The organism is Microvirga sp. jy35, assembly GCF_056148915.1.
In genome coordinates, this window is the sequence record NZ_JBWBEW010000001.1 from 71,310 (window position 1) to 92,960 (window position 21,651).

Below are 21,651 nucleotides of genomic sequence, written 5' to 3' on the forward strand. Positions count from 1 at the left end.
TGTCATGCGCACTGATCAGCTTACTCGATCGACAAGGCCACGAAGCGTACCTCGCCCTGCGCATTGGCGACGAGCAACAGCGCGGACTTGCGGTTCTGAGCCTTGAGGTCGTCGATCTTCTTGGTCACATCGGCCGGGTTGGAAACCGGCTCCTGATTGACCTCCACGATGACCTCTCCGGCCTGGATGCGCTTGTCGGAAGCGGCCGAGTTCGGGTCGACGCGGGTGATCACCACTCCCTTCAGGTCATCCTTCAGGCTGAACCGGCGGCGCAACTCGTCCGTCATGCCGGACATGTTGAGGCCGAGAGCCTGGCGGGTTGCCGTCTGAGGCTCGGTCGAGGGCTGCTGCAGGCTCGCCTGCTTCTCGGTGTCTTCCAGACGACCCAAGGTGACCTGTCGAGTCATCTCCTGGCCCTTGCGGACGATCGTCACGTCGACCGCCTTGCCGACGGGCGAGGAGGCCACGATCCGCGGCAGGTCGCGGGAATCCTTCACCTCCCTGCCGTCGAAGCGAACGATCACGTCCCCGACCTCGATCCCGGCAGGCTTGGCAGGCCCCTTCTCATCGATGCCGGCGACAAGCGCGCCGCGCGCCGTGCCGAGATTCAGGGCCTCGGCCGTGGCATCGTCCACGTTCTGGATGCGGACGCCGAGCCAGCCGCGACGGGTCTCGCCGAACTGGCGCAGCTGATCGATGATCGGCACCGCCGTGGAGGCGGGAACCGCGAAGCCGATGCCGACCGAACCGCCGGTGGGCGAAAGGATCGCCGTGTTGATGCCGATGACCTCGCCATTCATGTTGAAGAGCGGACCGCCGGAATTGCCCTTGTTGATGGAGGCATCGGTCTGAATGTAGTTGTCGTAGGGACCAGACTCGATGTTGCGGCCGCGGGCCGACACGATGCCGGCCGTGACGGAACCGCCGAGACCAAAGGGATTGCCGATCGCCATGACCCAGTCGCCCGGGCGAATGGTCTCGGAGTCGCCGAACTTCACCGCCCTGAGAGGCTTGTCGGACTTCACCTTCAGGACGGCCAGATCCACCTTGGAATCCTTGCCGACGATCTCGGCCTTCAGGCGCGTGCCGTCGGGAAAGATCACGCTGATGTCATTGGCATCGCCGATCACATGATTGTTGGTCACCACGATGCCGGACGGATCGATCACGAAGCCGGAGCCGAGCGAATTGGAGCTGCGGGGGCGGGAGGGAGAGTTTTCACCACCGGGACCACCCGGCCCACCCTGGCCGCGACGATTGAAGAACTCTTCGAAGAGATCCTCGAAAGGAGTGCCTGGCGGCAGCTGCGGCAGAGTGCGGTTGCGGGCTTCAACGGTGGTGGAGGCCGAGATGTTGACCACCGCCCCTGTGACCTCCTCGGCTAGGTCGGCAAAGGATTCAGGAGCCGAGCGGGCATGGGCCGGCAGCGGCATCGCTGTCGCGACCAGGGTCAGGACCGCGAAACAGGACGCGGCAAGCCGGCGCAGGGGACGATGGGGCAGCACCGCCTTGGAAGGTGCCAGCGCGTTCGTGGCTATGTTCATCGACAATCCTCTTTCGGAGTTTGTGCATATAGATTGGTGCTTGGCCCCGGCATTCAAGCGGGAAGTGCGGCGGAGGCTCGGCCGCCGCCTATCCGAACTGTCGCACAAGCCAGATCACCCCAAGGCCGAGCACGGCTGAAATGATGCCGACGATCCGCATCTGGTCGCTCGGGCTGTGAGCGGCCTCGTACATGGCCCGGCGCATCCCGTCCGGGAAGGCCGCAAACAGAATGCCCTCGACCGCGAGAGCGAGGCCGAGGGCTGCAATCAAGTCCAGCATCAGGCAGGCTTATTGGGCTGGAGCCGGTTGAGCCGGCGCTGGTGCTGGGGCCGGCTGAGCAGGGGCCGGTTGAGCTGGAGAGGTTCCGCGAGCCCGCTGACCCGTCGGGTCGTTGAAATAGCGGAAGAAGTCGGAATCCGGGCTCAGCACGAGTCGGGTCTCACTTCCTTTCAGTCCTGCCTCATAGGCCTGCATGGACCGGTAGAAGGCGAAGAATTCCGGATCCTGACCGAATGCCTCGGCGAGGATGCGGTTGCGGTCCGCGTCGCCCTGACCCCGCAGTTCCTCGGCCTGTCGATTGGCCTCGGCGCGGATCACCGTGGCCTCGCGCTCGGCCCGGGCCCGGATCGTCTGAGCCTGCTGCTGACCGTTGGCGCGGATGTCGGCTGCCTCGCGCTCGCGCTCCGTGCGCATCCTCTGATAGACGGCCTGGCTGTTCGCGGCGGGCAGATCGACGCGGGTCAGACGCACGTCGATCATCTCGATGCCGAGGCTCCCGGCCTGCCGGTTCACATCGTCCTGAATGCGGTTCATCAGAGAGGACCGGTCGGTGCGCACGATCGCGTCGCGCGATGCGCTGGCCAGAACGTTACGCATCGCCGAGTTCGTGAAACTCTGCAGGCGCTGGTTGGCCAGAGCGACGTTGCCGACCGCCTGATAGAACCGCAGGGGATCGATGATCCGGTAGCGCGTAAAGGCGTCCACTTCCAGGTTCTGCCGGTCGGCCGACAGCAGGGTCTGGACCGGCAGGTCGAGATCGAGCACCCGCTTCTCGAAGTAGGTGACGTTGTCGACCAGCGGCAGCTTGAACTTCAGACCTGGAGTGGAGATCGCCGACTGCACCGCGCCGAAGCGCAGCACCAAGGCGTACTGGGTCTGCTGCACGATGAAGACGGAGCTGTAGAGAACGATGGCGATCAGGCCCACCAGGATCAGGAGGCCCGTGCGAAGAGTCGAACTGTTCATCGCGTGGCTCCCTGCGGGTTGGCGGCATTGCCCTGAGGCTGCGGGCGCTGCTGCATCTGGTTGAGCGGCAGGAAGGGCACCACACCCTGCCCGTTCTGGTCGACGATGATCTTGTCGACGCCGCCGTAAACGCGCTCCATCGTCTCGAGGAAGATACGCTCGCGGCTGACATCAGGAGCCTTGCGGTACTCCTCATAGACCTGACGGAAGCGAGCGGCCTGACCGGACGCGTCGGCAACCGACTGCTCGCGGTAGCCTTCGGCCTGCTGGACGGTGCGGGCGGCCTCGCCTCGGGCTTCGGGAACGACGCGGCTGGCGAAGGCGCCGGCCTCGTTCTGGACGCGCACGGCATCCTGCTGGGCCGCATTGACGTCGAAGAAGGCCTGCTGGACTTCCGACGGCGGCCTGACAGCCTGGAGCTGAACCACGTTGATCAGCACACCGGCGCCGTAGGCGTCCAGGGCTTCCTGCATGATCTCGCGCACTTCCTGGGCAACGCTGGCCTGCTCGGTGGTCAGTATGGCCTGGATGTTGCGGCGGCCGATGACCTCACGCATGGCGCTCTCGGCCACCGACTTGATGGTGCCGTCAGGGTTCTGGAGGTTGAAGACGTAATCCTGCGGACGGGCCGGGTTGATCTGCCAGACCGCATCGAAATCGATGTCGACGATGTTCTCGTCGGCGGTGAGCATCAGGCTTTCCTCGATCACGTCACGGGCGCGGCCCTGCCCGGTCGGCGTGGATCGATAACCCACTTCGACCCGCTGCTGAGCGGTCACATTCGGCTTGAGCACCCGGCCGATCGGATAAGGCAGGTTGTAGCGCAAGCCCTCCCCTGAAGTCCCCGTATAGCTGCCGAAAATCATGTTGATGCCGACTTCGTTGGGTCGCACCGTATAGAAGCCGGTGAGCAGCCAAACAGCGATCACGCCCAGCACCAGGACGATCAAGCCCCGCCCGCCCATGGAGCCGCCAGGGATGAAGTCCTTCAGCCGATCCTGGCTGCGGCGCAGAATATCTTCGAGATCAGGGGGACTGCCGTTCCCCTGCGGGCCTCCCGAGCCCCATGGGCTCTTGCCGCCTCCCGATCCGCCGCGCTGCCCCCAGGGGCCGCCACCGCCGCTTTGGTTACTCCAAGGCATAGGACGCCTTTCCTCACTTACGAAGAGACCGGCCGAGACAGCCGATAAGAACTCGAGACGGTTGTGGGTGTTGCCTCTTCCGCCTGTCAAGCCTGCGAATTGGGGATTCGGAAGCGCTTCGTCAACCTTGAGGCGGCTCAACGACGCCTTTCGAGATCAATAAAGGTAAACGGATGCTCGTCATCCGGGCCTTTTGGATGATCCTCGCGTTTCACCTCGCGAAACTGTGACCGGTCGAAGGCCGGAAACACGGCGTCGCCCTCGGGCGCAGCATGGACTTGGGTCAAGAAAAGAGTCTGCACATGCGGCAGGGCAAGGGCATAGATCTCCGCCCCGCCGGCCACGGCGACCGCATCGGCTCCTGCCGTGCCTGCGAGTTCTTTCCCTTTGGCCACAGCCTCCTCCCAGGTGTGGGCAACATGTACGCCTTCCGCGGCGAAGACCTCGTCTCGGGTCAGCACGATGGTCTCCCGGCCCGGCAGGGGCTTGCCGATCGACTGGAACGTCTTGCGCCCCACGATCATCGGCTTGCCCATGGTGAGGCGGCGGAAGCGACCCAAGTCGGTCTTGATCCGCCAGAGCAGACGGTTGTCCTGTCCGATGACCCCGTTCTCGGCCATCGCGACCACGAGGATGAGGGGAATAGTCATGGCTCCTCCGCCAGTCGTTGCAAGGCCTCGCCCGTCATGCGCTGCACCGTCCACTCGTCCATCGGAACCGCCCCGATGGAGCGGTAGACGCGCAGGGCCGGCTCGTTCCAGTCGAGCACCGCCCATTCCAGGCGCGGCAGTCCTTCCGTCATGCACCGGCGAGCCAGATGCCGCAGCAGGGCGCGGCCGATTCCCTTGGAGCGCAACTCGGGCCTGACGAAGAGATCCTCGAGGTAGATCCCATGGCGCCCACGGAAAGTGGAGAAATTGTAAAACCACAGGGCGAAGCCGGCAGCCTCGCCCTCCCACTCGGCAATGTCAGCAAAGACACGCGGGTCGGGGCCGAAGAGGGCCTTGGCGATGTCGGCCTCAGTCGCTTCGACCTCATGGGCCAGCCGCTCATATTCGGCCAGTTCCCGGATGAAGCGGAAGATCAGGGTGGCATCGGATGCCACGGCAGGTCGGATCGAGAGAGTCATGTTCTCTTGTGGCGACTCCAGACGGAACTGTCGAGCTTATTCCGCTTCGTCCTCACCCATGACGCGTCGTGGCGAAGCCCATTCCTCAAGGATTGCATTCATGTCGTCCAGAACGAAGAACCGGGCGCTCTCGACATCGTATCCTTCCTCCAGAAGGCTGTCATAATCCGTCATCCTGTGGCGGATATAGGCGGTGATGGACAGCCAAGCCGCCGCTTCCGGTGAGGCGCCGTACAGGCCGCGGCTGCCCAGCGCGTGGTCGGTTACGGCCTCGAATTCGTGCCGCGGGATGCGCGGGGCCAGAATGCGGATGGCGCTCTCGATGGCCTCGCGCCGGTTCATGACGCTCAGACCGCGACGGGAGCCTTGATGGCCGGATGCGGGTCGTAATCCTCGATGGCGATGTGATCGTATGAGAAATCGAACAGCGACCGCACCGACGGGTTGAGCCGCAGCTTCGGCAGCGCCCTCGGCTCCCGGGAGAGCTGAAGGCGGGCCTGCTCCAGATGGTTGAGGTAGAGGTGCGCGTCGCCGAAGGAGTGGACGAAATCGCCCGGCTGCAGGCCGGTCGCCTGCGCCATCATGTGCGTGAGCAGCGCATAGGACGCGATGTTGAAGGGCACGCCCAGGAACACATCCGCCGAGCGCTGGTAGAGCTGGCAGGAGAGCCGCCCCTCCGCGACGTAGAACTGGAACAGGCAGTGGCAGGGTGCGAGCGCCATCTTGTCGAGGTCCGCCGGGTTCCAGGCGGAGACGATCAGGCGCCGGCTGTCCGGATTGCGGCGGATCTCGTCGAGAACCCAGCGGATCTGATCGACCGTGCCGCCGTCGGGCTTGGCCCAGGAACGCCACTGCTTGCCATAGACAGGACCGAGGTCGCCGTGCTCGTCTGCCCACTCGTCCCAGATCGAAACACCGTTCTCCTTCAGATAGCGGATGTTGGTGTCACCCTTCAGGAACCAGAGCAGTTCATGGATGATGGAGCGCAGGTGCAGCTTCTTCGTGGTGACGAGCGGAAATCCCTCGCTGAGGTCGAAGCGCATCTGGTGGCCGAACACGGAAATCGTGCCCGTTCCGGTGCGGTCGTCCTTGCGGACGCCCTCGTCCATGATGCGGCGGATGAGATCGAGATAGGCCTGCATGCGATACTCCTCGCTCCATCATAGGGCAGCGGCAACAGCCTTCCGAGTCACTTTTCAACGAAGGGTGGGGACAACCCGCCCTTTCAAAATCCGTCCGCTCCACCTATATTGGGAATGCCGGTCGCGAGATCGGCTATGGCGATAAACGGCTATCGGAATAAACCCATCGGACCCGGGGGCGGTACCCGGCGCCTCCACCAAAATCCAGGCAGGATCTGGCTTTCGGCGGGGGCGAAATAGGATCGACGAGGGCGTAAAGGATAGACTTTCGTTCGGCATGGTTCCGCCGTTATCGGGCCGAATCTATAGTTGCCAACGACAACTATGCTCCGGTTGCAGTGGCTGCGTAAGCGGTCCCTAAAGCCGAATCAAAGCCCTTGCGGTTAGCACCGTAAGGCGGGGTCCGGAGGCACCTGGCAACAGAAGCCTCCACTTTCGTTTCTGCAAGGGCGCACGCATGGCCGGTAAAGACCTGATCCGCTACGATCTTCTGGTGCAGGACGCTCTCAAGGGCGTCGTGCGCAAGGTGCTGATCGATGCCAAGGACGGGCTTCCGGGCGAGCACCACTTCTACATCTCCTTCCAGACGGATTTTCCGGGCGTTCGCCTCTCGAACCGCCTGCGCGAAAAATATCCTCAGGAGATGACGATCGTCCTCCAGCACCAGTACTGGGACCTCAACGTCACCGAGCACACCTTCGAGGTGGGGCTGTCGTTCTCAGGCATCCCGGAGCGGCTGCTCATCCCGTTCGATGCGCTCACCGGCTTCTTCGATCCATCCGTCCAGTTCGGGCTGAAGTTCGACAGTCAGGGTGATGAGGCGGAGGACGAGGTGCCCGAATCCGCACCCGCCCCTCAGCCTGCGCGTGGCACGTCCGAGCCCGTGGAACTGAAGCAGCCCCGCAAGTCCCTGACCGCAGGGGAGAAGCCCGCCCTTGCCGCCAAGGCCGAGCAGGTCGATGCGCTCAAGGAGCAGGTTACCGAATCCGACGGAGCTGCCGCATCGGGCAGCGCCGAGGTCGTCAGCCTCGACGCCTTCCGCAAGAAGAGCTGAGCCTCCCCGCTTAAGCTTCGGTCAGAATCTCCGGCACACGCTGCGTCAGGCGCATGGGCAGGCCGCCGCGCGGCCGCAAGGTGATGCGCTGCACCGGCTCGACCGCGTGCCCCTCCACGAGTTCGAGCCGCATGGAACGGGCGATGGTGGCCAGCACGATCACGGCCTCCTGCAGAGAGAAGCTCGCGCCGATGCAGACCCGAGGGCCAGCTCCGAACGGCAGATAGGCGAAGCGGTCGATCCTTTTGCGGTTCTCAGGCAGGAAGCGCTCGGGCCGGAAGGCATCGGGATCATCCCACAGCTTCCGATGGCGGTGAAGCACGTAAGGTGCGATCGCCACCATGGAGCCTGCCGGTATCTCCTGGTTTCCGATCCGGTCGTCCGCAATGGCCGTCCGGCTCATGTAGGGTGCAGGCGGATAGAGCCGGACAGCCTCGTCGATGACCGCGCGGGTGTAGACGAGCCGCTCCAGGTGATGAAGCTCGATCACCCCCTGCCCCAGCACCTCGTCCACCTCCTCCTCGACCCGGGCGCGGGCATGCTCGTCCTGAGAGAGAAGATAAAGCGACCAGGACAGGGCATTGGCGGTCGTCTCGTGCCCAGCCCCGATGAAGGTGATGATGTTGGTGCGCACCTCGATGTCGCTCAGACCCTTGCCGGTCTCGGGATCCGCAGCCTCCAGGAGGAGAGTCAGCAGGTCGCGGGGAGCCGGCTCGCCGCTGGCGAGCAGCGCCTTGCGGGCCTCGATCAACTCGTTGACGGTCTCCTCGAAGAACTGGATCGACGGCCTCGCCCGCAGGCGCCCGATCCGGGGCACCCAGTCCGGGAAGCCGAAGATGTCCAGCGGGTCAACCCGGCCGATGGAGTTGAAGTAGCGGGTGATCGCCCTCCCCAGGGCGTCATGGTCCTTCGGCACCCCTTGCGTGAAGATGGTCCGCTCCAGCACGTCGAGGGTGACCCGGGTCATGTCGAGGGCCGCATCGACCACGCGTCCGTCAGGCCGTCTCTGCCACCGCCTGACCAGGCGATCGGCCGCCTCGACCATCGCCGGGAAGAAGCTGGTGACGGTGCGCGGGGTGAAGAGCGGCGCGAGGGTGCGGCGCTGGAGCCGCCACTCGTCGCCTTCAGCCGTCACGAGGCCCCGGCCCAAGCCCGGCGCCAGGATCCGGATCTGCAGGTCGTCCTTCCGGTAGTTGGCGGCGTTGTCCACCAGGATATGGCGGATGCCGGCAGGATCGCTCACGACCGTCATGCGTCCCAGAGCTCCCTCGCCGGTGACGACGGGCTCTTCGAAATGCTCCTCCATCCACATGTTGAGAGGGTTCTCGCGTACGGCGCGCAGGAAGGCCACCATGCCGAGAAGCTCGGTGCGGGGCTTGGGGTGAGGCGGGCGGAAAAGGGGCGTTTCCAGAGTGTCGCTCATGCGAATTTCCAAGGCCTCCAATGCGCGTTCGCGGTTGCGAGCGCCACTATTTGAGATAAGAACACGCAACTCCATCGAAAGAGGTCAGGATGTCGCCCTCCACCCGCATCGAAACAGATACCTTCGGCCCCATCGACGTTCCCGCCGACAAGTTCTGGGGTGCCCAGACGCAGCGTTCCCTCCAGAACTTCCGCATCGGGACGGACCGGATGCCGCTCCCTCTGGTCCATGCGCTGGCCATCGTGAAGCAGGCGGCTGCCCTCGTGAACAAGGATCTGGGCAAGCTGGAGCCGCGCCTGGCCGATGCCATCGCGGCGGCCGCGGCCGACGTGGTGCAGGGCAAGTACGATGACGAGTTTCCCCTGGTGGTTTATCAGACGGGCTCGGGCACCCAGTCCAACATGAACATGAACGAGGTGCTCTCGAACCTCGCCATCGAGCGCCTGGGCGGCGAGCGCGGCAGCAAGAAGCCGGTTCACCCGAATGACCATGTGAACATGGGCCAATCGTCGAACGACTCGTTCCCGACCGCCATGCACATCGCCGTCGCCCGCGAGGTCCATGACCGCCTGCTGCCGGCCCTCAAGCACCTGTTGAAGGCGCTCGAGGACAAGCAGGAAGCCTTCAAGGATCTCGTGAAGATCGGCCGCACGCACCTCCAGGACGCGACCCCGGTGACCCTCGGCCAGGAATTCTCCGGTTACGCCGCGCAGGTCCGCCTCGGCATCGCCCGCATCGAGCAGACGCTGCCAGGCATCTATGCCCTCGCCCAGGGTGGCACAGCCGTCGGCACGGGTCTCAACGCCCATCCGGAATTTGCGGACCGCTTCGCCTCGAAGGTCGTGGAGCTGACCGCCCTTCCCTTCACATCGGCCAGCAACAAGTTCGAGGCGCTCGCCTCCAACGACGCCCTCGTCTACACCCACGGCGCGCTGGCGAGCCTCGCGGCCGGCCTGTTCAAGATCGCCAACGACATCCGCCTGATGGGCTCGGGCCCCCGTTCCGGCATCGGCGAGATCTCCCTGCCTGAGAACGAGCCCGGCTCGTCGATCATGCCCGGCAAGGTCAATCCGACCCAAGCCGAGGCCATGACGATGCTGTGCTGTCAGGTGGCAGGCAACCAGACGACGGTCACCTTCGCCGGCAGCCAGGGCCATTTCGAGCTCAACGTGTTCAAGCCGGTCATCGTGAATGCCGTGCTGCAGTCGATCCGCCTGCTGGCGGACGGCGCCGTCAGCTTCACGGACAACTGCGTGGTCGGCATCGAGCCGAATCACGAGCGCCTCCGGGACCTGATGGAGCGGTCCCTGATGCTGGTGACGGCTCTTGCCCCGACCATCGGCTACGACAAGGCGGCCGCCATCGCCAAGTCGGCGCACAAGAACGGCACGACTCTGAAGGAGGAGGCCCTCAAGGCAGGCGTTTCGGAAGAGGACTTCCACGCCGTCGTCCGCCCCGAGACCATGCTGTCGCCGGGCTGAATGCGGTAGAGTCGCGTCATGGCCGAGATCATCAATCTGCGTCAGGCGCGCAAGCAGAAGGCGCGGGCCGAGAAAGAGGCCCGCGCCGCCGAAAACCGCGTCAGCTTCGGCCGCACCAAGGTCGAGAAGACACTGAGCAAGGCCGAGCAGGATCTGGCGAAGAGCCGCCTCGATGCCCACAAGCGCGACCCCGACGAGACGCCGTGAATGGGCTTTGCCGTCGTCAAGCGCTCCGTCTCCATCACCGGCCACCGGACGAGCATCTCCCTTGAGGAGCCGTTCTGGGAGGAACTGAGGGAAATTGCGCAGCGGGACAAGCTCTCGGTTCAGGCCCTGATCGGGCGCATCGATGCAGAGCGCGGCGAGCAGAATCTGTCCTCGGCCATCCGTGTCTTCGTGCTCAACGACCTGCGTGGCCGTCTGGCATCGGACGCCGATCAGCGGATCGGCGGAGCCCCGTAGACCGACGGCGGTGGAGCGACCTCGACCGGAGGATTCAGGGGCGGCAGCGAGGTCTGCGACGGAGTCGGCTCAGGCTCCTCGGGCTGCCTCCGCTGCTCCGATTGCAACCGCTCTGCCTCTCGGCGAGCCCGCTCCGCTTCGGCCCGAGCCCTGGCCTGCCGGAGCGCCTCCTCCTCGGCCGCCCTGACCCTCTGGCGCTCAGCCTCGCGCTGCGCTTCGATCTGGCGCTGGCGCTCCGCCGCAGCTCGCTCGAATGCCTCGATCTTCTCCAGCTCCCGCTTGAGGACGATGGCCGCGAGCCCATTGCGGAACGGTCCGGCGTCGATCTGGCGAACGGGAGCCGTCAGGGAGCCCTGCCAGTTCAACCCGATCGACGGCGGCGCACCGACCCACTCGGAGGGCGAAGCCTTCGCCGTGAGCGCGCCGCGAGCATCGAACTGGAGGTTCTTCAGGTCGTAGGTGATGCCGCCCTGCCAGACGGCCGGCCCGCTCTCGGCCACGAAGGGCGAGAGCCGCAGCACCCCGCCCACGAGGGCCGCGGATGTCCGGACGAGACCAGCATTGAAGGGAGCCCGTCCGAGCTCCATGCCGAGGATCGCCTCCGCCTTGCCCTCGACCAGGGGATCGCTGTCCGCGAGCGCACGCTTGAGCGCGCGGTCGAAGACGTTCGGGTCGGCTGCCGGGATGCGGAGGTTGGTGACCTGCCATTCGCCGGCGCCCCCGAGATTGGTGACGAGTTCGGAGAGGCTTGCTCCGGCAGCTCCGAACCGGAGCGGACCGGACAGGACGGCCTCGAAGGGCGACGAGCCCGTCAGGGCCCACAGCGGGACCCTGTCCAGGGCTCCCTCGCCCACGATGGTGGCAAGCGCTCCCTGCCGGGTGATCGTCGTCGTGCCTGTGATCCTGCCCGAACCGATCGCTGCCTCGAGGTTTCGGATGGAGATCCCATCCGGCTGCGCTCCGACGACGAAGGCGGCCCGCGTGGCCTGGAGGCCGCGGCCCAGCTCGAGGGTTGCGACCCGGAAGGTGACCTGCCCGCCGGAGACGAGACGCCCGCTCTGGCCGAACTGGGCCGTGGACCAGATCGCGTTTGTGGTTTGATCGCCCGGCACGTTGAGCGCCAGGGCCGCTGCGAGCCACGGCATGGAGAGGCGGCCCAGGGACACCTCGCCGCCGATCTCGGATCGCGAGGCGGCCACGAGGCGCGCCTGCACGGGTTCGTTGGAGACCTTGGCGTTGATGTCGAGAAGAGTCGCGCCTCGTTCTCGACCGAGGGTCACCCGCCCGCTCACCGGCACCGGTGGGGCTACGCCGGCCCCATCGCCGAGCAGGCGCAGGAAGGGCGTGATGTCGGCCGTTGCGATCTCGGCCTCGCCGCTGTCCACCACATCGTCGCCCTCGCTCAGGGCAAACGGCTTCGTCGTCGCCACCTTCACGCCCGCCACATCCCCGGTGAGAGCAACGCTGAACCGGCCGGATCCGACACGGGAGCCGCGGAGATCCATTCTGGAAGGCTGGTTGAGGCCGGCCATGTTCACCCGGTTGACCCAGCGTCCGGTGTTGTCGGTGGAGAGGGCGAGGGTCAGGCTCTCGGTGCGTCCGTCGATGGACTCGACTTGGCCTTCGAAAGGCCCACCGGCCATGCGGCCTGTGGCCGTCGTGCGCAGCCGCAGTTCGGTCGAGCCGAGAGGCGGCGCCACCCGCTCGGAGGCGACATCGAGATCGAGCGCCCCTCCGCGGACGAAGGGCGGCACGAGCTTCGAGATCCCACCGATCCAGACGCTTCCCAGGAGATCGATCAGGGGATCGGCGCGCTGAGCCGTGACCTTGCCGGAAATCCTGCCCGAGCCGTCCGGCGCAATCCGCCCGCGCACCCGGGCATTGGCGCCGGCAAGATCCACGATGTCGAGGGTCTCGACAAGCAGCGCCGGACCATCGGAGAGGATGCGCGCCGTGATCCGCCCCGTCGCCGGGCTCCTGCCTGCGCTGACCCCGCGGGCATCCAGGATGAAGCCGACATCAAGATTTTCGGTGGCCTGGAACACGCTCGAGACCTGGGGCAGATCGTCGAGGTTCAGACCCTGAAGGGCAACCTGCGCTTCGAGCCTGCCGCGTTCGTTCGCCTCCGGCGCGGTGTAGCGGACATTGCCGGTGAGCGTGGACTCGCCCATCTTCAGCCGCAGCCGGTTGAAGGACAGGACGGGGTTCGAGAACGCGACCTCCGAGGAGAGCTCGATGGGTCGCCCGTCCAGGGCCGTCAGCAGCGGCGAGTTCAGGCGGATCTTGGCAAGATAGCGCGCGAGACGGTCGGACTGGTTGGAGGCCAGCGCCACCTTGCCGTTGATGCCGCCTCTCGTGTTCAGGCCAAGCTGGCCTTCGAGTGCCACCTTGGTGTCCCCTGGAGCGGTGAACTCGATCCTGTCCACCGTCGCCCGTCCGGTGTCGATGGACAGGCGCAGATTGGCATTCGTCAGATCCTCCTGGCCCAGGCCGATGCTGTCGATCTTCAGGTCGAGATCGACCGGCACCCGGATCAGCGGCAGGGACCATTGCTGAAGGCGGCTCGCAAAGTCCTGGCCGTTTCCGGAAAGGATGAAGCTGTCCGCATCGAGCCTGCGCCCTTCCAGACGCAGCGAGATGCGCGGATCGTTGAGCCCGACCCTCCCTTGGCCGGTCATGCGCAGGCTCGCCCCGCCCTCGCCCGCTTCCAGGCTGACAGGGGTGAGCTCGACCGCACCCGGCACCGTCTTGAACTCGGTCTCGACGACGATCGGGATCGGGATGCCGGCCGCGGCGACCTGTGCCGGAGGACCGAACAGGATCTTTGCCTTGCCGGAGACGTTCGGGGTCGCAGCCTCCCCGGCGCCTTCGCTCAGTCCCAGCCGGGCATCCAGATCGAAACGCGGATAGGCGTCGCCACCGCCCGAGAGCTTGACCTGAATGGATTTGTCCTCGGCCAGTTCTCCGGTCACAAGGCGAAACGGCACCCCGGACGTCGTCCCCTCGACGCGCCAGGGGCCGATGAGCTTCTGGCCCTCGATGAGCACGTTCTCCGCGAAGGCCTGATTGGTGCGGCCGGTGCTCGCGCTCTGGGTGGTGACGAGGAGCTGGCCGACGGCGAGGTTCTCGATGGCCCATTCCCGAGCCCGCCCGCTGCCCGAGACCAATTCCGGCGGCAGGCGCCACTCGCCGTCGCCGGAGACCGGGATTCGAATATCGGCGCGCCCGACCCGCGTTTCCGTGAACCGCACCTCGCCCCGCAGCAGGGGCGTGAGGGCGACTTCCGCCCAGACGTTGTCGGCCGTCAGAACCGGCGAATCCGGCGTCTTCCCGCCGAGCCTCAGCCGGTCGAGGATGATCCTCGGCTCAGGCAGCAGGCGAATGCCGATGCCGCCCTCGGTCTGGGCCTCCGTTCCCGACGCGCGCGCGATCATCTGGTCGATCGTCTCGCGGTGGGCCTCCCAGGAAATGAAGGGAGGCGCCGCCACGGCGACCGCCAGGATCAGGATCACGATGGATGCGATGATCGTCAGGATATCGCGCAAGAAGCTGCCTTTTCTCCGTTACTTTGGGACGTCCTTAACCCATGACGGCCAGGACCGGGAGCGCTGTTCACCGTGTTCCACCGTCAAAGCGCGACGATCTTGCCCGGATTCATGATGTTGTGAGGGTCAATGGCCTGTTTCAAGACGCGCATGAGGCCCAGCGCCGCCGGCCCATGCTCGATCTCCAGGTATTTCATCTTCTTCTGGCCGACGCCATGCTCGCCCGTGCAGGTGCCCTCCATGGCCACCGCGCGCCGCACGAGCCGGTCGACAAACGCCTCGCAGGCCTCGATTTCCGCCGGATCGTCCGTGTTCACGAGAGGCTGAACGTGGAAATTGCCGTCGCCCACATGGCCGACGATGGGGGCAATGAGCCCGCTCTCGAGAATATCCTGCTTCGTGGCGTCCACACATTCGGCCAGACGCGAGATGGGAACGCAGACATCCGTCGCCACCGATTGGGCACCCGGCCGCAGGCCCTTGGCCGCCCAATAGGCATCATGCCGGGCCTGCCAGAGGCGGGAGCGCTCCTCAGGTTTGGTAGCCCACTCGAAGGGCCCGCCGCTGAATTCGGCCGCAATCTCGCCGAAGCGCTCGGCCTGCTCCTGCACCCCGGCTTCGGAGCCATGGAACTCCAGCAGCAGCAGGGGGCTCTCCGGCAGCGACAGCTTGGAGTGGAGATTGACGGCCCTCACCTGCACCTCATCGAGCAGCTCGATGCGTGCCATCGGAATGCCGGACTGGATGGTCATGATCACCGCGTCGCAGGCAGCCTTGACAGTTGGGAACGGGCAGATGCCGGCCGAGATCGCCTCGGGAATGCCGTTGAGCTTGAGTGTGATCTCGGTGATGATGCCCAGCGTCCCCTCCGAACCGATCAGAAGCCGCGTGAGATCGTAGCCTGCCGAGCTCTTCCTGGCGCGGCTCGCCGTCTTCACGATCTCGCCATTGGGCAGCACGGCGGTGAGCGCCAGAACCACGTCCTTCATGGTCCCGTAGCGCACCGCGTTGGTGCCCGATGCCCGGGTGGCGACCATGCCGCCGATGGAGGCGTCGGCGCCGGGGTCGATCGGGAAGAACAGGCCCTTGTCGCGCAGGTGCTCGTTGAGCTCCTTGCGCGTCACGCCGGCCTCGACCACGCAGTCCAGATCCTCGTCATGCACGGCGATGATGCGCTTCATCAGGCTCAGATCGATGGAAACGCCGCCATAGGGGGCATTGACGTGCCCTTCAAGCGAGGTGCCGGTGCCGTAGGGGATGATCGGGATTTCGTGCGCAGCGCAGAGCCTGACGATCTCCGACACCTCCTCCGTCGTCCGAGGATAGACCACGATGTCCGGGGGCTGGTTCTTTACCCAGGTGAGCGAATGCCCGTGCTGCTCGCGCACCGCTGCCGATGTAGCGACCCGGTCGCCCAGGCGCTGAGACAGCTCGGACTGGAGAGAAGCAAGGGCGGTATCCGTCGCTTTCTGGCGGACGGCGGCGTGGGGCACATTCATGGAGGCTTCAGATCCGGTTGTGATGCTCAAGTGACCCATAGCTACCAGAACCGTTGCAAAGGCAACACTCGGATGAGAAAGATGCCGCACCCCTCATGCACAATCTGCCGGACCATGCTAACATTGTTTCCTCCAGACAGAAGAATTGAGGGACGAGAGTGATCATGGAAAAGCGGACTCCCGTCTTTTTCTTCGCGCCCTTCGTGTCCTCCACGATGCGGATCGAGCCCGCTTGGATCGACTACAACGGCCACATGAACATGGCCTATTACCATGTGCTCTTTGACTGGGCCGTGGAAGAGGGCTTCAGCCTCGTTGGCCTGGGTCACGACTACCTGGAAAAGCGCAAGGCTTCCTTCTTCGCAGCCGAGATCCACACCACCTACAAGCGTGAACTGACGATGCACGACAGGGTGCGCGTCACGCTCCAGCTCGTCGACTTCGACGAGAAGCGCATTCACTACTACATGGAAATCCGTCATGCGGGCGAAGGCTGGGTTGCTGCGACCATGGAAGGTCTGTCCCTCCATGTGGATATGGAAACCCGGAAGGTCTGCCCCTTCCCGGATGACATCTCGGCCAATCTCGCCGTGATGCAGACCACTCACGCCCGCCTGCCCAAACCTCAGAACCTGGGCCGCGTCATCGGCATCCCGCACAAAGCCGAGGTCCAGGAGGCTCTGTCAGCCTCGGGCACCCGTCACTAGCAGCCGATCGAACCGCGCGGGCAGGCTCCACGGGGCATCGGAGGGAGGGAACGGGGAGCAAAAAGGCGGTCCCGCTGGATGTCCTGCCGGATCTGGTTGCTCTCCATTTGAAGCCGCTCCTCCAGGTTCAGCAGCCGCTGGTCCTGCCGGATCCTGCGGTTGAGGTCCTTTGAAGCCCGCTCAGACGGGCTCACGCGGGGCAGGCGCGTCTGAGCGTCCGCCGGCATGGACATAGGCAGGACGAGGCTGGAGACGATGGCGAAAGCCGCCATGAAACGCATGACACATTCCTTTTCAAGCCGGTCATTCCCATATGGGTGCAGGGCCTCCCGTCAACAATGACGTTCTGGTTCTGATGTTCGCGCCTGCGGCAGGATCGACAGGCGTTCCGGGCTCGACGCGGTTCCCCTTTTGATCCATGGTCCCGCCGATGAATCAGTCCGATCCCAGACCCGATCCGCAGGACAACCTCGCCCATGAGCCTGCGTCCGGCTCGCTGAGCGCTCGCGCCCGCGCGACGGTTGCGCCGCAATCTCCTTATCTGAACGGCTTGAACCCGGAACAGCGCGCCGCCGTCGAGGCGACGGAGGGCCCGGTCCTGGTGCTGGCCGGCGCCGGCACCGGCAAAACCCGTGTTCTGACCACCCGGATTGCCCACCTGATCGCCACCGGTAAAGCCTACCCGTCCCAGATCCTGTCCGTGACCTTCACCAACAAGGCCGCGCGGGAAATGCGCGAGCGCATCACGGCCGTTATCGGCCCCGTGGCCGAGGGTATGCAGTGGCTGGGCACGTTCCACTCCATCGGCACCAAGATCCTGCGCCGCCATGCGGAGCTCGTGGACCTGCGCTCCGACTTCACGATCTTAGGCACCGACGACCAGCTTCGCCTGATGAAGCAGGTGATCGAGGTTGAGGGCATCGACGAGAAGCGCTGGCCGGCCCGGCAGCTCGCCGGCCACATCGACGGCTGGAAGAACCGCGGCCTCGGCCCCGATCAGGTGCCGGCCGGTGAAGCCGGCGCCTTCGCCAACGGCAAGGGCGGTCGGCTCTATCGGGCTTATCAGGAACGCCTCAAGACCTTGAACGCGGTCGACTTTGGCGACCTCCTGCTGGAATGCCTGCGCCTGTGGCGCGAGCACCCGGACATTCTCGAGCAGTATCAGAACCGCTTCCGCTACATGCTGGTGGACGAGTACCAGGACACCAACGTCGCCCAGTATCTCTGGCTTCGGCTTCTCGCCCAGGCGCGCAAGAACCTGTGTTGCGTCGGCGACGACGACCAGTCGATCTATGGCTGGCGTGGCGCCGAAGTCGACAACATCCTGCGCTTCGAGCACGACTTCCCCGGCGCGACCGTGATCCGCCTGGAGCGCAACTACCGCTCCACCGGCCACATCCTCTCCGCAGCCTCCGGTCTCATCGCCAAGAACCAGGGCCGGCTCGGAAAGACCCTGCGCACCGAGGACGAGCCCGGCGAGAAGGTGACCATCACCGGCGCCTGGGACTCCGAGGACGAGGCCCGGCTGATCGGCGAAGAAATCGAGGCGCTGCACGCCAAAAAGCATTCCCTGTCGGAGATCGCCATCCTGGTGCGCATCTCCGCTCAGATGCGCGAGATCGAAGACCGGCTCGTGACGCTCGGCGTGCCCTATCGGGTCATCGGTGGCCCGCGCTTCTACGAGCGCGCGGAAATCCGCGATGCCCTCGCTTATCTGCGCGTCGTGAACCAGCCTGCCGACGACCTCGCCTTCGAACGCATCGTCAACGTGCCCAAGCGCGGTCTGGGTGACGCCACGATCCAGGTGCTGCACAACCATGCCCGCGCAGCCCGCGTGCCGCTGGTGGAGGCCGCGCGCTTCATCGTCGAGACCGACGAGCTGAAGCCGAAGCCACGCGCGACCTTACGCGATCTGCTCATCTCCTTCGGCCGCTGGGCAAAGCTTTCAGAGACCCTCTCGCAGTCCGAGGTTGCGCAAACGGTGCTGGAGGAATCCGGCTACACGGACATGTGGCAGAAGGACAAATCGGCGGATGCGGCAGGGCGCCTGGAAAACCTCAAGGAGCTCGTGCGCTCCATGGAGGAATTCCCGGACCTGCAGAGCTTCCTGGAGCATGTCTCGCTGGTCATGGAAGCGAACGAATCCGACACCGCCGAGCGCGTGAGCCTGATGACGCTCCATGCGGCGAAGGGCCTGGAATTCGACACGGTCTTCCTGCCGGGCTGGGAGGAAGGCCTCTTCCCGAACCAGCGCGCCCTCGATGAGAGCGGCCGCGCTGGACTGGAGGAAGAACGGCGTCTCGCCCATGTGGGCCTCACCCGCGCCCGGCGCCGCGCCAAGATCTTCTTTGCCTCCAACCGGCGCATCCATGGGCTATGGAACTCGACGGTGCCGAGCCGCTTCGTCGACGACTTGCCTGAATCGAATGTGGAGATCGCCGAGGCTCCTGCCAACTTCTCCTATGGCGGTTCACGCTTCGATCGCATGCAGCCCTTCAGCGGCTCGTCTTATCAGACTCCCGGCTGGCAGCGGGCTCAGGCGCATCGCGCAACCACCGAAGACGGCGGCTATTCCGCCCGGCGTTCCGGCGAACGCCGCGGGTCCATGCTGATCGAGGGCGAACTGGTGGCGAAATCCACCGGCGGCTCGGGCTTCAAGGTAGGCGGACGCGTGCTGCACACTAAATTCGGTCCTGGCACCATTGAGGCTGTGGACGGCAACAAGCTCACGGTCGAGTTCGACAAAGCCGGGCGGAAGATGGTGCTCGACAGCTTTGTTGAGGCGCTTGGGTAAGCGCTCCAGGGTTCGTCATCACCGGCCTTGTGCCGGTGATCTCGTTCGGAGAAGGCTGCCCCTCTAATCGAGATGGCCGGGACCAGCCCGGCCATGACGTGATGAAGAGTTTACAGCAATTACTCCGCGGCAGCCGGCGGCACGGGTGCCGGCGGGGTGCCGTAGGTGCGAGGATCGACCGGGTTGAGGTTGCCCTCGTCCTCCGTATAGGCCGGCGGGCGATCGATGTAGGTGAAGGTCCCCTTTCCGTCCGGCGCGGGCCCCTGAGCCCAACGGCCCTGCTCGCTCTCCGTGCCTTCCGAATGATTGAGGAATTGGTAGGCCACTTCGCTCTTCTCAAGCTCCTGCGGGAAGTTCGACGGCACCGGGGTCATCTCGAGGCCATCCTCCTCCAGTTCCTTGATCGCGGCGAGCCACTGGTTCTGGTGCATGGTGTCGCGCGCGATAAGAAACGAGAGCATGTCGCGCACGCCGGTATCGTTCGTCATGTTGTAGAGACGGGCGACCTGGAGACGTCCCTGGCTTTCGGCCGTCACGTTGAAGCGGAAGTCGGCGAGCAGGTTGCCGCTCGCGATCGTATAGGCCGATGTCCAGGGATTGCCCACGCTGTCCGAGGGCCGCGCTCCAAGACCGGCCACGATGTAATGCTGGGCGTTCATGCCGGCCACGATGGCATCTTCCACGCGGGCGCCGCCCATAACGGCTCCCACCACCGAGTTCTTGGCCATCTCCTCCTGCTGCTCGATCGGCGAGGTTTCGAGCAGGCGCGCAATCATGGTGGCGAGCATCTCGACATGGCCGATCTCCTCGGTGCCGATGTCCATGATCATGTCCTTGTATTTCTGGGGACCACGGCAGTTCCAGCCTTGGAACAGATAGGTCATCATCACGCTGATCTCGCCCCATTGGCCGCCCAAGGGCTCCTGAAGCATCTTGGCGAAAAGCGGATCGGGTTTGTCAGGCTTGGCGTGATACGCCATCTGCTTCTGGCGGAAGAACATCGGCTGCTCCTGTCTGGTGGAATGAGTGGCGACTCTCAGCCCCACAAGAGTCAGCCTTCCAACCGGACCATCTCGCCGTTGTTCCCAATTTAGGCCGTTCTTCCTGTACTTTAGACGAATTCTCATCTGGCTTCTCCTCCCCTCTAGCCACTCGCTCGCAACTGTGGAACCATCCGGCCCGAACGAACGATCCTGAGAGGCGCCGATGTTTCCCCTGTCCAACATGCTGAAATCCTTCGTGCGTGCCGGAACCCTGAAGGTGATCGATGCGGAAGGCGGCATCCACTCGTTCGGCGGGGAGAAACCAGGCCCAAGCGTCACCATGCGGCTGACGGACCGCTCGCTCTATCACAAGCTCTTCCTCAATCCGGAGCTGCACGCCGGCGAGGCCTATATGGATGGCCGCATGAGCTTCGAGGACGGCTCGACATTGAGGGATTTCCTCAACCTCTTCTCGATGAACCGCTCGACATTAGCCAACTACCCGCTGCAGAGCGTGCTCAAGCGCATCTCGCGCGGGGTGAAGCGCTTCCAGCAGGCGAACCCCGTCGGCAAGGCGCAACAGAACGTGGCGCACCACTACGATCTGGGCAACGATTTCTACAAGCTCTTCCTCGACAAGGGCATGCAGTATTCCTGCGCCTATTTCGTCAACGATGACGACACGCTCGAGGAGGCACAGCAGAACAAGCTTCGTCTCATCGCCTCGAAGCTCCGGCTGAAGCCGGGCTTGAAGATCCTCGATATCGGTAGCGGCTGGGGCGATCTCGCACTTTATCTCGCCGCCATGGAGGACGTGGACGTCACCGGCGTCACGCTCTCGAAAGAGCAGCATGAACTCTCCAACGAGAAGGCGCGGCGCGCGGGCCTGTCGGATCGGGTGCGCTTCGAACTCCTCGACTACCGCAAGATGGACCGGAAATTCGACCGCATTGTTTCGGTTGGGATGTTCGAGCATGTGGGCGTGCACCATTACGGCGAGTTCTTCGCCAAGATCAACGCGTTGCTCGACGATGACGGGCTGATGGTGCTGCATTCCATCGGCAAGATGAGCCCGCCCGGCACGGCAAGCCCATGGCTGCGCAAGTACATCTTCCCCGGCGCCTACTCCCCGGCCCTGTCTGAAGTATTTCCCGTCGTCGAGCAGAACCAGTTGTGGGTGACGGATCTGGAATTCCTGCGCCTGCATTACGCGAAGACGCTCAATCACTGGCACCGGCGCTTCGAGGCGAACCGCGAGACAATCGCCGCCATGTACGACGAGCGATTCTGCCGCATGTTCGAGTTCTATCTCATCAGCGCCGAGACCATGTTCACCACCGGCAGCCAACTCGTGTTCCACATGCAGCTCGCCCGCAAGCGCGATGCCGCCCCGCTCGTACGCGACTACGTCACGGACGTGCAGCGCGAGTACAAGGCCAAGGAGGCGGAACGTCTCAAGGTGCTGGAGCCGGCCAGGGAGCTGACGCCGGTTTAAGATCC

General features: G+C 64.8%; 20 protein-coding genes and 1 other RNA gene. 8 read left to right on the top strand and 13 right to left on the bottom strand.

What is annotated here, in order from left to right:
* Positions 1-20: 20 nt before the first annotated feature.
* The 8 genes from AC0QTX_RS00360 to AC0QTX_RS00395 form a co-directional block, all read right to left on the bottom strand.
* A complete protein-coding gene (locus AC0QTX_RS00360) occupies positions 21-1,544 on the bottom strand; it encodes a DegQ family serine endoprotease (protein WP_474601828.1) in 1,524 nt (507 codons plus the stop codon).
* Between the two features lie 88 nt (positions 1,545-1,632).
* Entirely contained in the window at positions 1,633-1,824 is a 192-nt protein-coding gene (locus AC0QTX_RS00365; RefSeq protein WP_036350916.1) for a DUF2065 domain-containing protein, read from the bottom strand.
* A 9-nt stretch (positions 1,825-1,833) separates the two neighbouring features.
* The gene (gene hflC / locus AC0QTX_RS00370; RefSeq protein WP_474601829.1) at positions 1,834-2,790 is read right to left on the bottom strand and encodes a protease modulator HflC; all 957 of its coding nucleotides are present in this window, start codon (positions 2,788-2,790) and stop codon (positions 1,834-1,836) included.
* Complete coding sequence (gene hflK, locus AC0QTX_RS00375) at positions 2,787-3,932, bottom strand: FtsH protease activity modulator HflK (RefSeq protein WP_474601830.1); 1,146 nt, start codon at positions 3,930-3,932, stop codon at positions 2,787-2,789. The genes hflC and hflK overlap by 4 nt, the downstream gene beginning before the upstream one ends.
* A gap of 137 nt (positions 3,933-4,069) precedes the next feature.
* Positions 4,070-4,582: a dihydrofolate reductase gene (locus AC0QTX_RS00380; RefSeq protein ID WP_474601831.1), complete on the bottom strand. Its 513-nt coding sequence runs from the start codon at positions 4,580-4,582 to the stop codon at positions 4,070-4,072.
* The gene (locus AC0QTX_RS00385) at positions 4,579-5,061 is read right to left on the bottom strand and encodes an N-acetyltransferase family protein (RefSeq protein ID WP_474601832.1); all 483 of its coding nucleotides are present in this window, start codon (positions 5,059-5,061) and stop codon (positions 4,579-4,581) included. The genes AC0QTX_RS00380 and AC0QTX_RS00385 overlap by 4 nt, the downstream gene beginning before the upstream one ends.
* 36 nt (positions 5,062-5,097) lie before the next feature.
* On the bottom strand, positions 5,098-5,403 hold the full coding sequence (locus AC0QTX_RS00390) for a DUF2293 domain-containing protein (protein ID WP_474601833.1): 306 nt from the start codon (positions 5,401-5,403) through the stop codon (positions 5,098-5,100).
* A 5-nt stretch (positions 5,404-5,408) separates the two neighbouring features.
* Positions 5,409-6,203 carry a thymidylate synthase gene (locus AC0QTX_RS00395; RefSeq protein ID WP_474601834.1) on the bottom strand — a complete coding sequence of 265 codons (795 nt, stop codon included), beginning with the start codon at positions 6,201-6,203 and terminating at the stop codon, positions 5,409-5,411.
* Positions 6,204-6,280: 77 nt separating this feature from the next.
* On the opposite strand from AC0QTX_RS00395, the gene ssrA reads away from it, so the two are divergent.
* Positions 6,281-6,637, top strand: a transfer-messenger RNA (tmRNA) gene (gene ssrA / locus AC0QTX_RS00400).
* A 23-nt stretch (positions 6,638-6,660) separates the two neighbouring features.
* Positions 6,661-7,257, top strand: coding sequence for an SspB family protein (locus tag AC0QTX_RS00405; protein ID WP_474601835.1), 597 nt, complete (start codon positions 6,661-6,663; stop codon positions 7,255-7,257).
* Positions 7,258-7,267: 10 nt separating this feature from the next.
* Here the strand turns inward: AC0QTX_RS00405 and AC0QTX_RS00410 are convergent, their stop codons facing one another.
* Complete coding sequence (locus AC0QTX_RS00410) at positions 7,268-8,680, bottom strand: cytochrome P450 (RefSeq protein WP_474601836.1); 1,413 nt, start codon at positions 8,678-8,680, stop codon at positions 7,268-7,270.
* A gap of 89 nt (positions 8,681-8,769) precedes the next feature.
* Here AC0QTX_RS00410 and fumC point away from each other — a divergent pair, with 89 nt between their 5' ends.
* The 3 genes from fumC to AC0QTX_RS00425 are packed head-to-tail and all read left to right on the top strand — an operon-like array spanning position 8,770 to position 10,623.
* Positions 8,770-10,161, top strand: a complete 1,392-nt coding sequence (gene fumC / locus AC0QTX_RS00415) for a class II fumarate hydratase (RefSeq protein WP_474601837.1) — start codon at positions 8,770-8,772, stop codon at positions 10,159-10,161.
* An 18-nt stretch (positions 10,162-10,179) separates the two neighbouring features.
* Positions 10,180-10,368, top strand: coding sequence for a DUF4169 family protein (locus AC0QTX_RS00420; protein WP_474601838.1), 189 nt, complete (start codon positions 10,180-10,182; stop codon positions 10,366-10,368).
* On the top strand, positions 10,369-10,623 hold the full coding sequence (locus tag AC0QTX_RS00425; RefSeq protein ID WP_474601839.1) for a ribbon-helix-helix domain-containing protein: 255 nt from the start codon (positions 10,369-10,371) through the stop codon (positions 10,621-10,623). It abuts the gene before it with no gap.
* Here AC0QTX_RS00425 and AC0QTX_RS00430 read toward each other — a convergent pair.
* Complete coding sequence (locus AC0QTX_RS00430; protein ID WP_474601840.1) at positions 10,599-14,168, bottom strand: AsmA family protein; 3,570 nt, start codon at positions 14,166-14,168, stop codon at positions 10,599-10,601. The two genes, AC0QTX_RS00425 and AC0QTX_RS00430, sit on opposite strands and share 25 nt — an antisense overlap.
* 83 nt (positions 14,169-14,251) lie before the next feature.
* Positions 14,252-15,667, bottom strand: coding sequence for an FAD-linked oxidase C-terminal domain-containing protein (locus AC0QTX_RS00435; RefSeq protein WP_474601841.1), 1,416 nt, complete (start codon positions 15,665-15,667; stop codon positions 14,252-14,254).
* Between the two features lie 164 nt (positions 15,668-15,831).
* Here AC0QTX_RS00435 and AC0QTX_RS00440 point away from each other — a divergent pair, with 164 nt between their 5' ends.
* Positions 15,832-16,374, top strand: coding sequence for a thioesterase family protein (locus AC0QTX_RS00440; protein ID WP_474601842.1), 543 nt, complete (start codon positions 15,832-15,834; stop codon positions 16,372-16,374).
* Here the strand turns inward: AC0QTX_RS00440 and AC0QTX_RS00445 are convergent.
* Positions 16,371-16,655, bottom strand: a complete 285-nt coding sequence (locus AC0QTX_RS00445) for a hypothetical protein (protein WP_474601843.1) — start codon at positions 16,653-16,655, stop codon at positions 16,371-16,373. The genes AC0QTX_RS00440 and AC0QTX_RS00445 overlap by 4 nt on opposite strands.
* A gap of 149 nt (positions 16,656-16,804) precedes the next feature.
* On the opposite strand from AC0QTX_RS00445, the gene AC0QTX_RS00450 reads away from it, so the two are divergent.
* A complete protein-coding gene (locus tag AC0QTX_RS00450; RefSeq protein WP_474601844.1) occupies positions 16,805-19,168 on the top strand; it encodes an ATP-dependent helicase in 2,364 nt (787 codons plus the stop codon).
* Positions 19,169-19,287: 119 nt separating this feature from the next.
* On the opposite strand, the gene AC0QTX_RS00455 is transcribed toward AC0QTX_RS00450, so the two are convergent.
* Positions 19,288-20,169 (bottom strand): manganese catalase, encoded by an 882-nt coding sequence (locus AC0QTX_RS00455; RefSeq protein WP_474601845.1) that lies wholly within the window; start codon positions 20,167-20,169, stop codon positions 19,288-19,290.
* A gap of 205 nt (positions 20,170-20,374) precedes the next feature.
* On the opposite strand from AC0QTX_RS00455, the gene AC0QTX_RS00460 reads away from it, so the two are divergent.
* A complete protein-coding gene (locus tag AC0QTX_RS00460; RefSeq protein ID WP_474601846.1) occupies positions 20,375-21,646 on the top strand; it encodes a class I SAM-dependent methyltransferase in 1,272 nt (423 codons plus the stop codon).
* The last annotated feature ends 5 nt before the right edge of the window (positions 21,647-21,651 follow it).

Excerpts from the sequence above, each read along its gene's own strand:
- AC0QTX_RS00450 (WP_474601844.1), top strand. The coding sequence starts at position 16,805 with ATGAATCAGTCCGATCCCAGACCCGATCCGCAGGACAACCTCGCCCAT.
- hflC (WP_474601829.1), bottom strand. The coding sequence starts at position 2,790 with ATGAACAGTTCGACTCTTCGCACGGGCCTCCTGATCCTGGTGGGCCTG.
- AC0QTX_RS00460 (WP_474601846.1), top strand. The coding sequence starts at position 20,375 with ATGTTTCCCCTGTCCAACATGCTGAAATCCTTCGTGCGTGCCGGAACC.
- AC0QTX_RS00435 (WP_474601841.1), bottom strand. The coding sequence starts at position 15,667 with ATGAATGTGCCCCACGCCGCCGTCCGCCAGAAAGCGACGGATACCGCC.
- AC0QTX_RS00405 (WP_474601835.1), top strand. The coding sequence starts at position 6,661 with ATGGCCGGTAAAGACCTGATCCGCTACGATCTTCTGGTGCAGGACGCT.
- AC0QTX_RS00385 (WP_474601832.1), bottom strand. The coding sequence starts at position 5,061 with ATGACTCTCTCGATCCGACCTGCCGTGGCATCCGATGCCACCCTGATC.
- AC0QTX_RS00440 (WP_474601842.1), top strand. The coding sequence starts at position 15,832 with ATGGAAAAGCGGACTCCCGTCTTTTTCTTCGCGCCCTTCGTGTCCTCC.
- AC0QTX_RS00360 (WP_474601828.1), bottom strand. The coding sequence starts at position 1,544 with ATGAACATAGCCACGAACGCGCTGGCACCTTCCAAGGCGGTGCTGCCC.
- AC0QTX_RS00395 (WP_474601834.1), bottom strand. The coding sequence starts at position 6,203 with ATGCAGGCCTATCTCGATCTCATCCGCCGCATCATGGACGAGGGCGTC.
- AC0QTX_RS00365 (WP_036350916.1), bottom strand. The coding sequence starts at position 1,824 with ATGCTGGACTTGATTGCAGCCCTCGGCCTCGCTCTCGCGGTCGAGGGC.
- AC0QTX_RS00380 (WP_474601831.1), bottom strand. The coding sequence starts at position 4,582 with ATGACTATTCCCCTCATCCTCGTGGTCGCGATGGCCGAGAACGGGGTC.
- AC0QTX_RS00410 (WP_474601836.1), bottom strand. The coding sequence starts at position 8,680 with ATGAGCGACACTCTGGAAACGCCCCTTTTCCGCCCGCCTCACCCCAAG.
- AC0QTX_RS00445 (WP_474601843.1), bottom strand. The coding sequence starts at position 16,655 with ATGCGTTTCATGGCGGCTTTCGCCATCGTCTCCAGCCTCGTCCTGCCT.
- AC0QTX_RS00390 (WP_474601833.1), bottom strand. The coding sequence starts at position 5,403 with ATGAACCGGCGCGAGGCCATCGAGAGCGCCATCCGCATTCTGGCCCCG.
- hflK (WP_474601830.1), bottom strand. The coding sequence starts at position 3,932 with ATGCCTTGGAGTAACCAAAGCGGCGGTGGCGGCCCCTGGGGGCAGCGC.
- AC0QTX_RS00455 (WP_474601845.1), bottom strand. The coding sequence starts at position 20,169 with ATGTTCTTCCGCCAGAAGCAGATGGCGTATCACGCCAAGCCTGACAAA.
- AC0QTX_RS00425 (WP_474601839.1), top strand. The coding sequence starts at position 10,369 with ATGGGCTTTGCCGTCGTCAAGCGCTCCGTCTCCATCACCGGCCACCGG.
- AC0QTX_RS00420 (WP_474601838.1), top strand. The coding sequence starts at position 10,180 with ATGGCCGAGATCATCAATCTGCGTCAGGCGCGCAAGCAGAAGGCGCGG.
- fumC (WP_474601837.1), top strand. The coding sequence starts at position 8,770 with ATGTCGCCCTCCACCCGCATCGAAACAGATACCTTCGGCCCCATCGAC.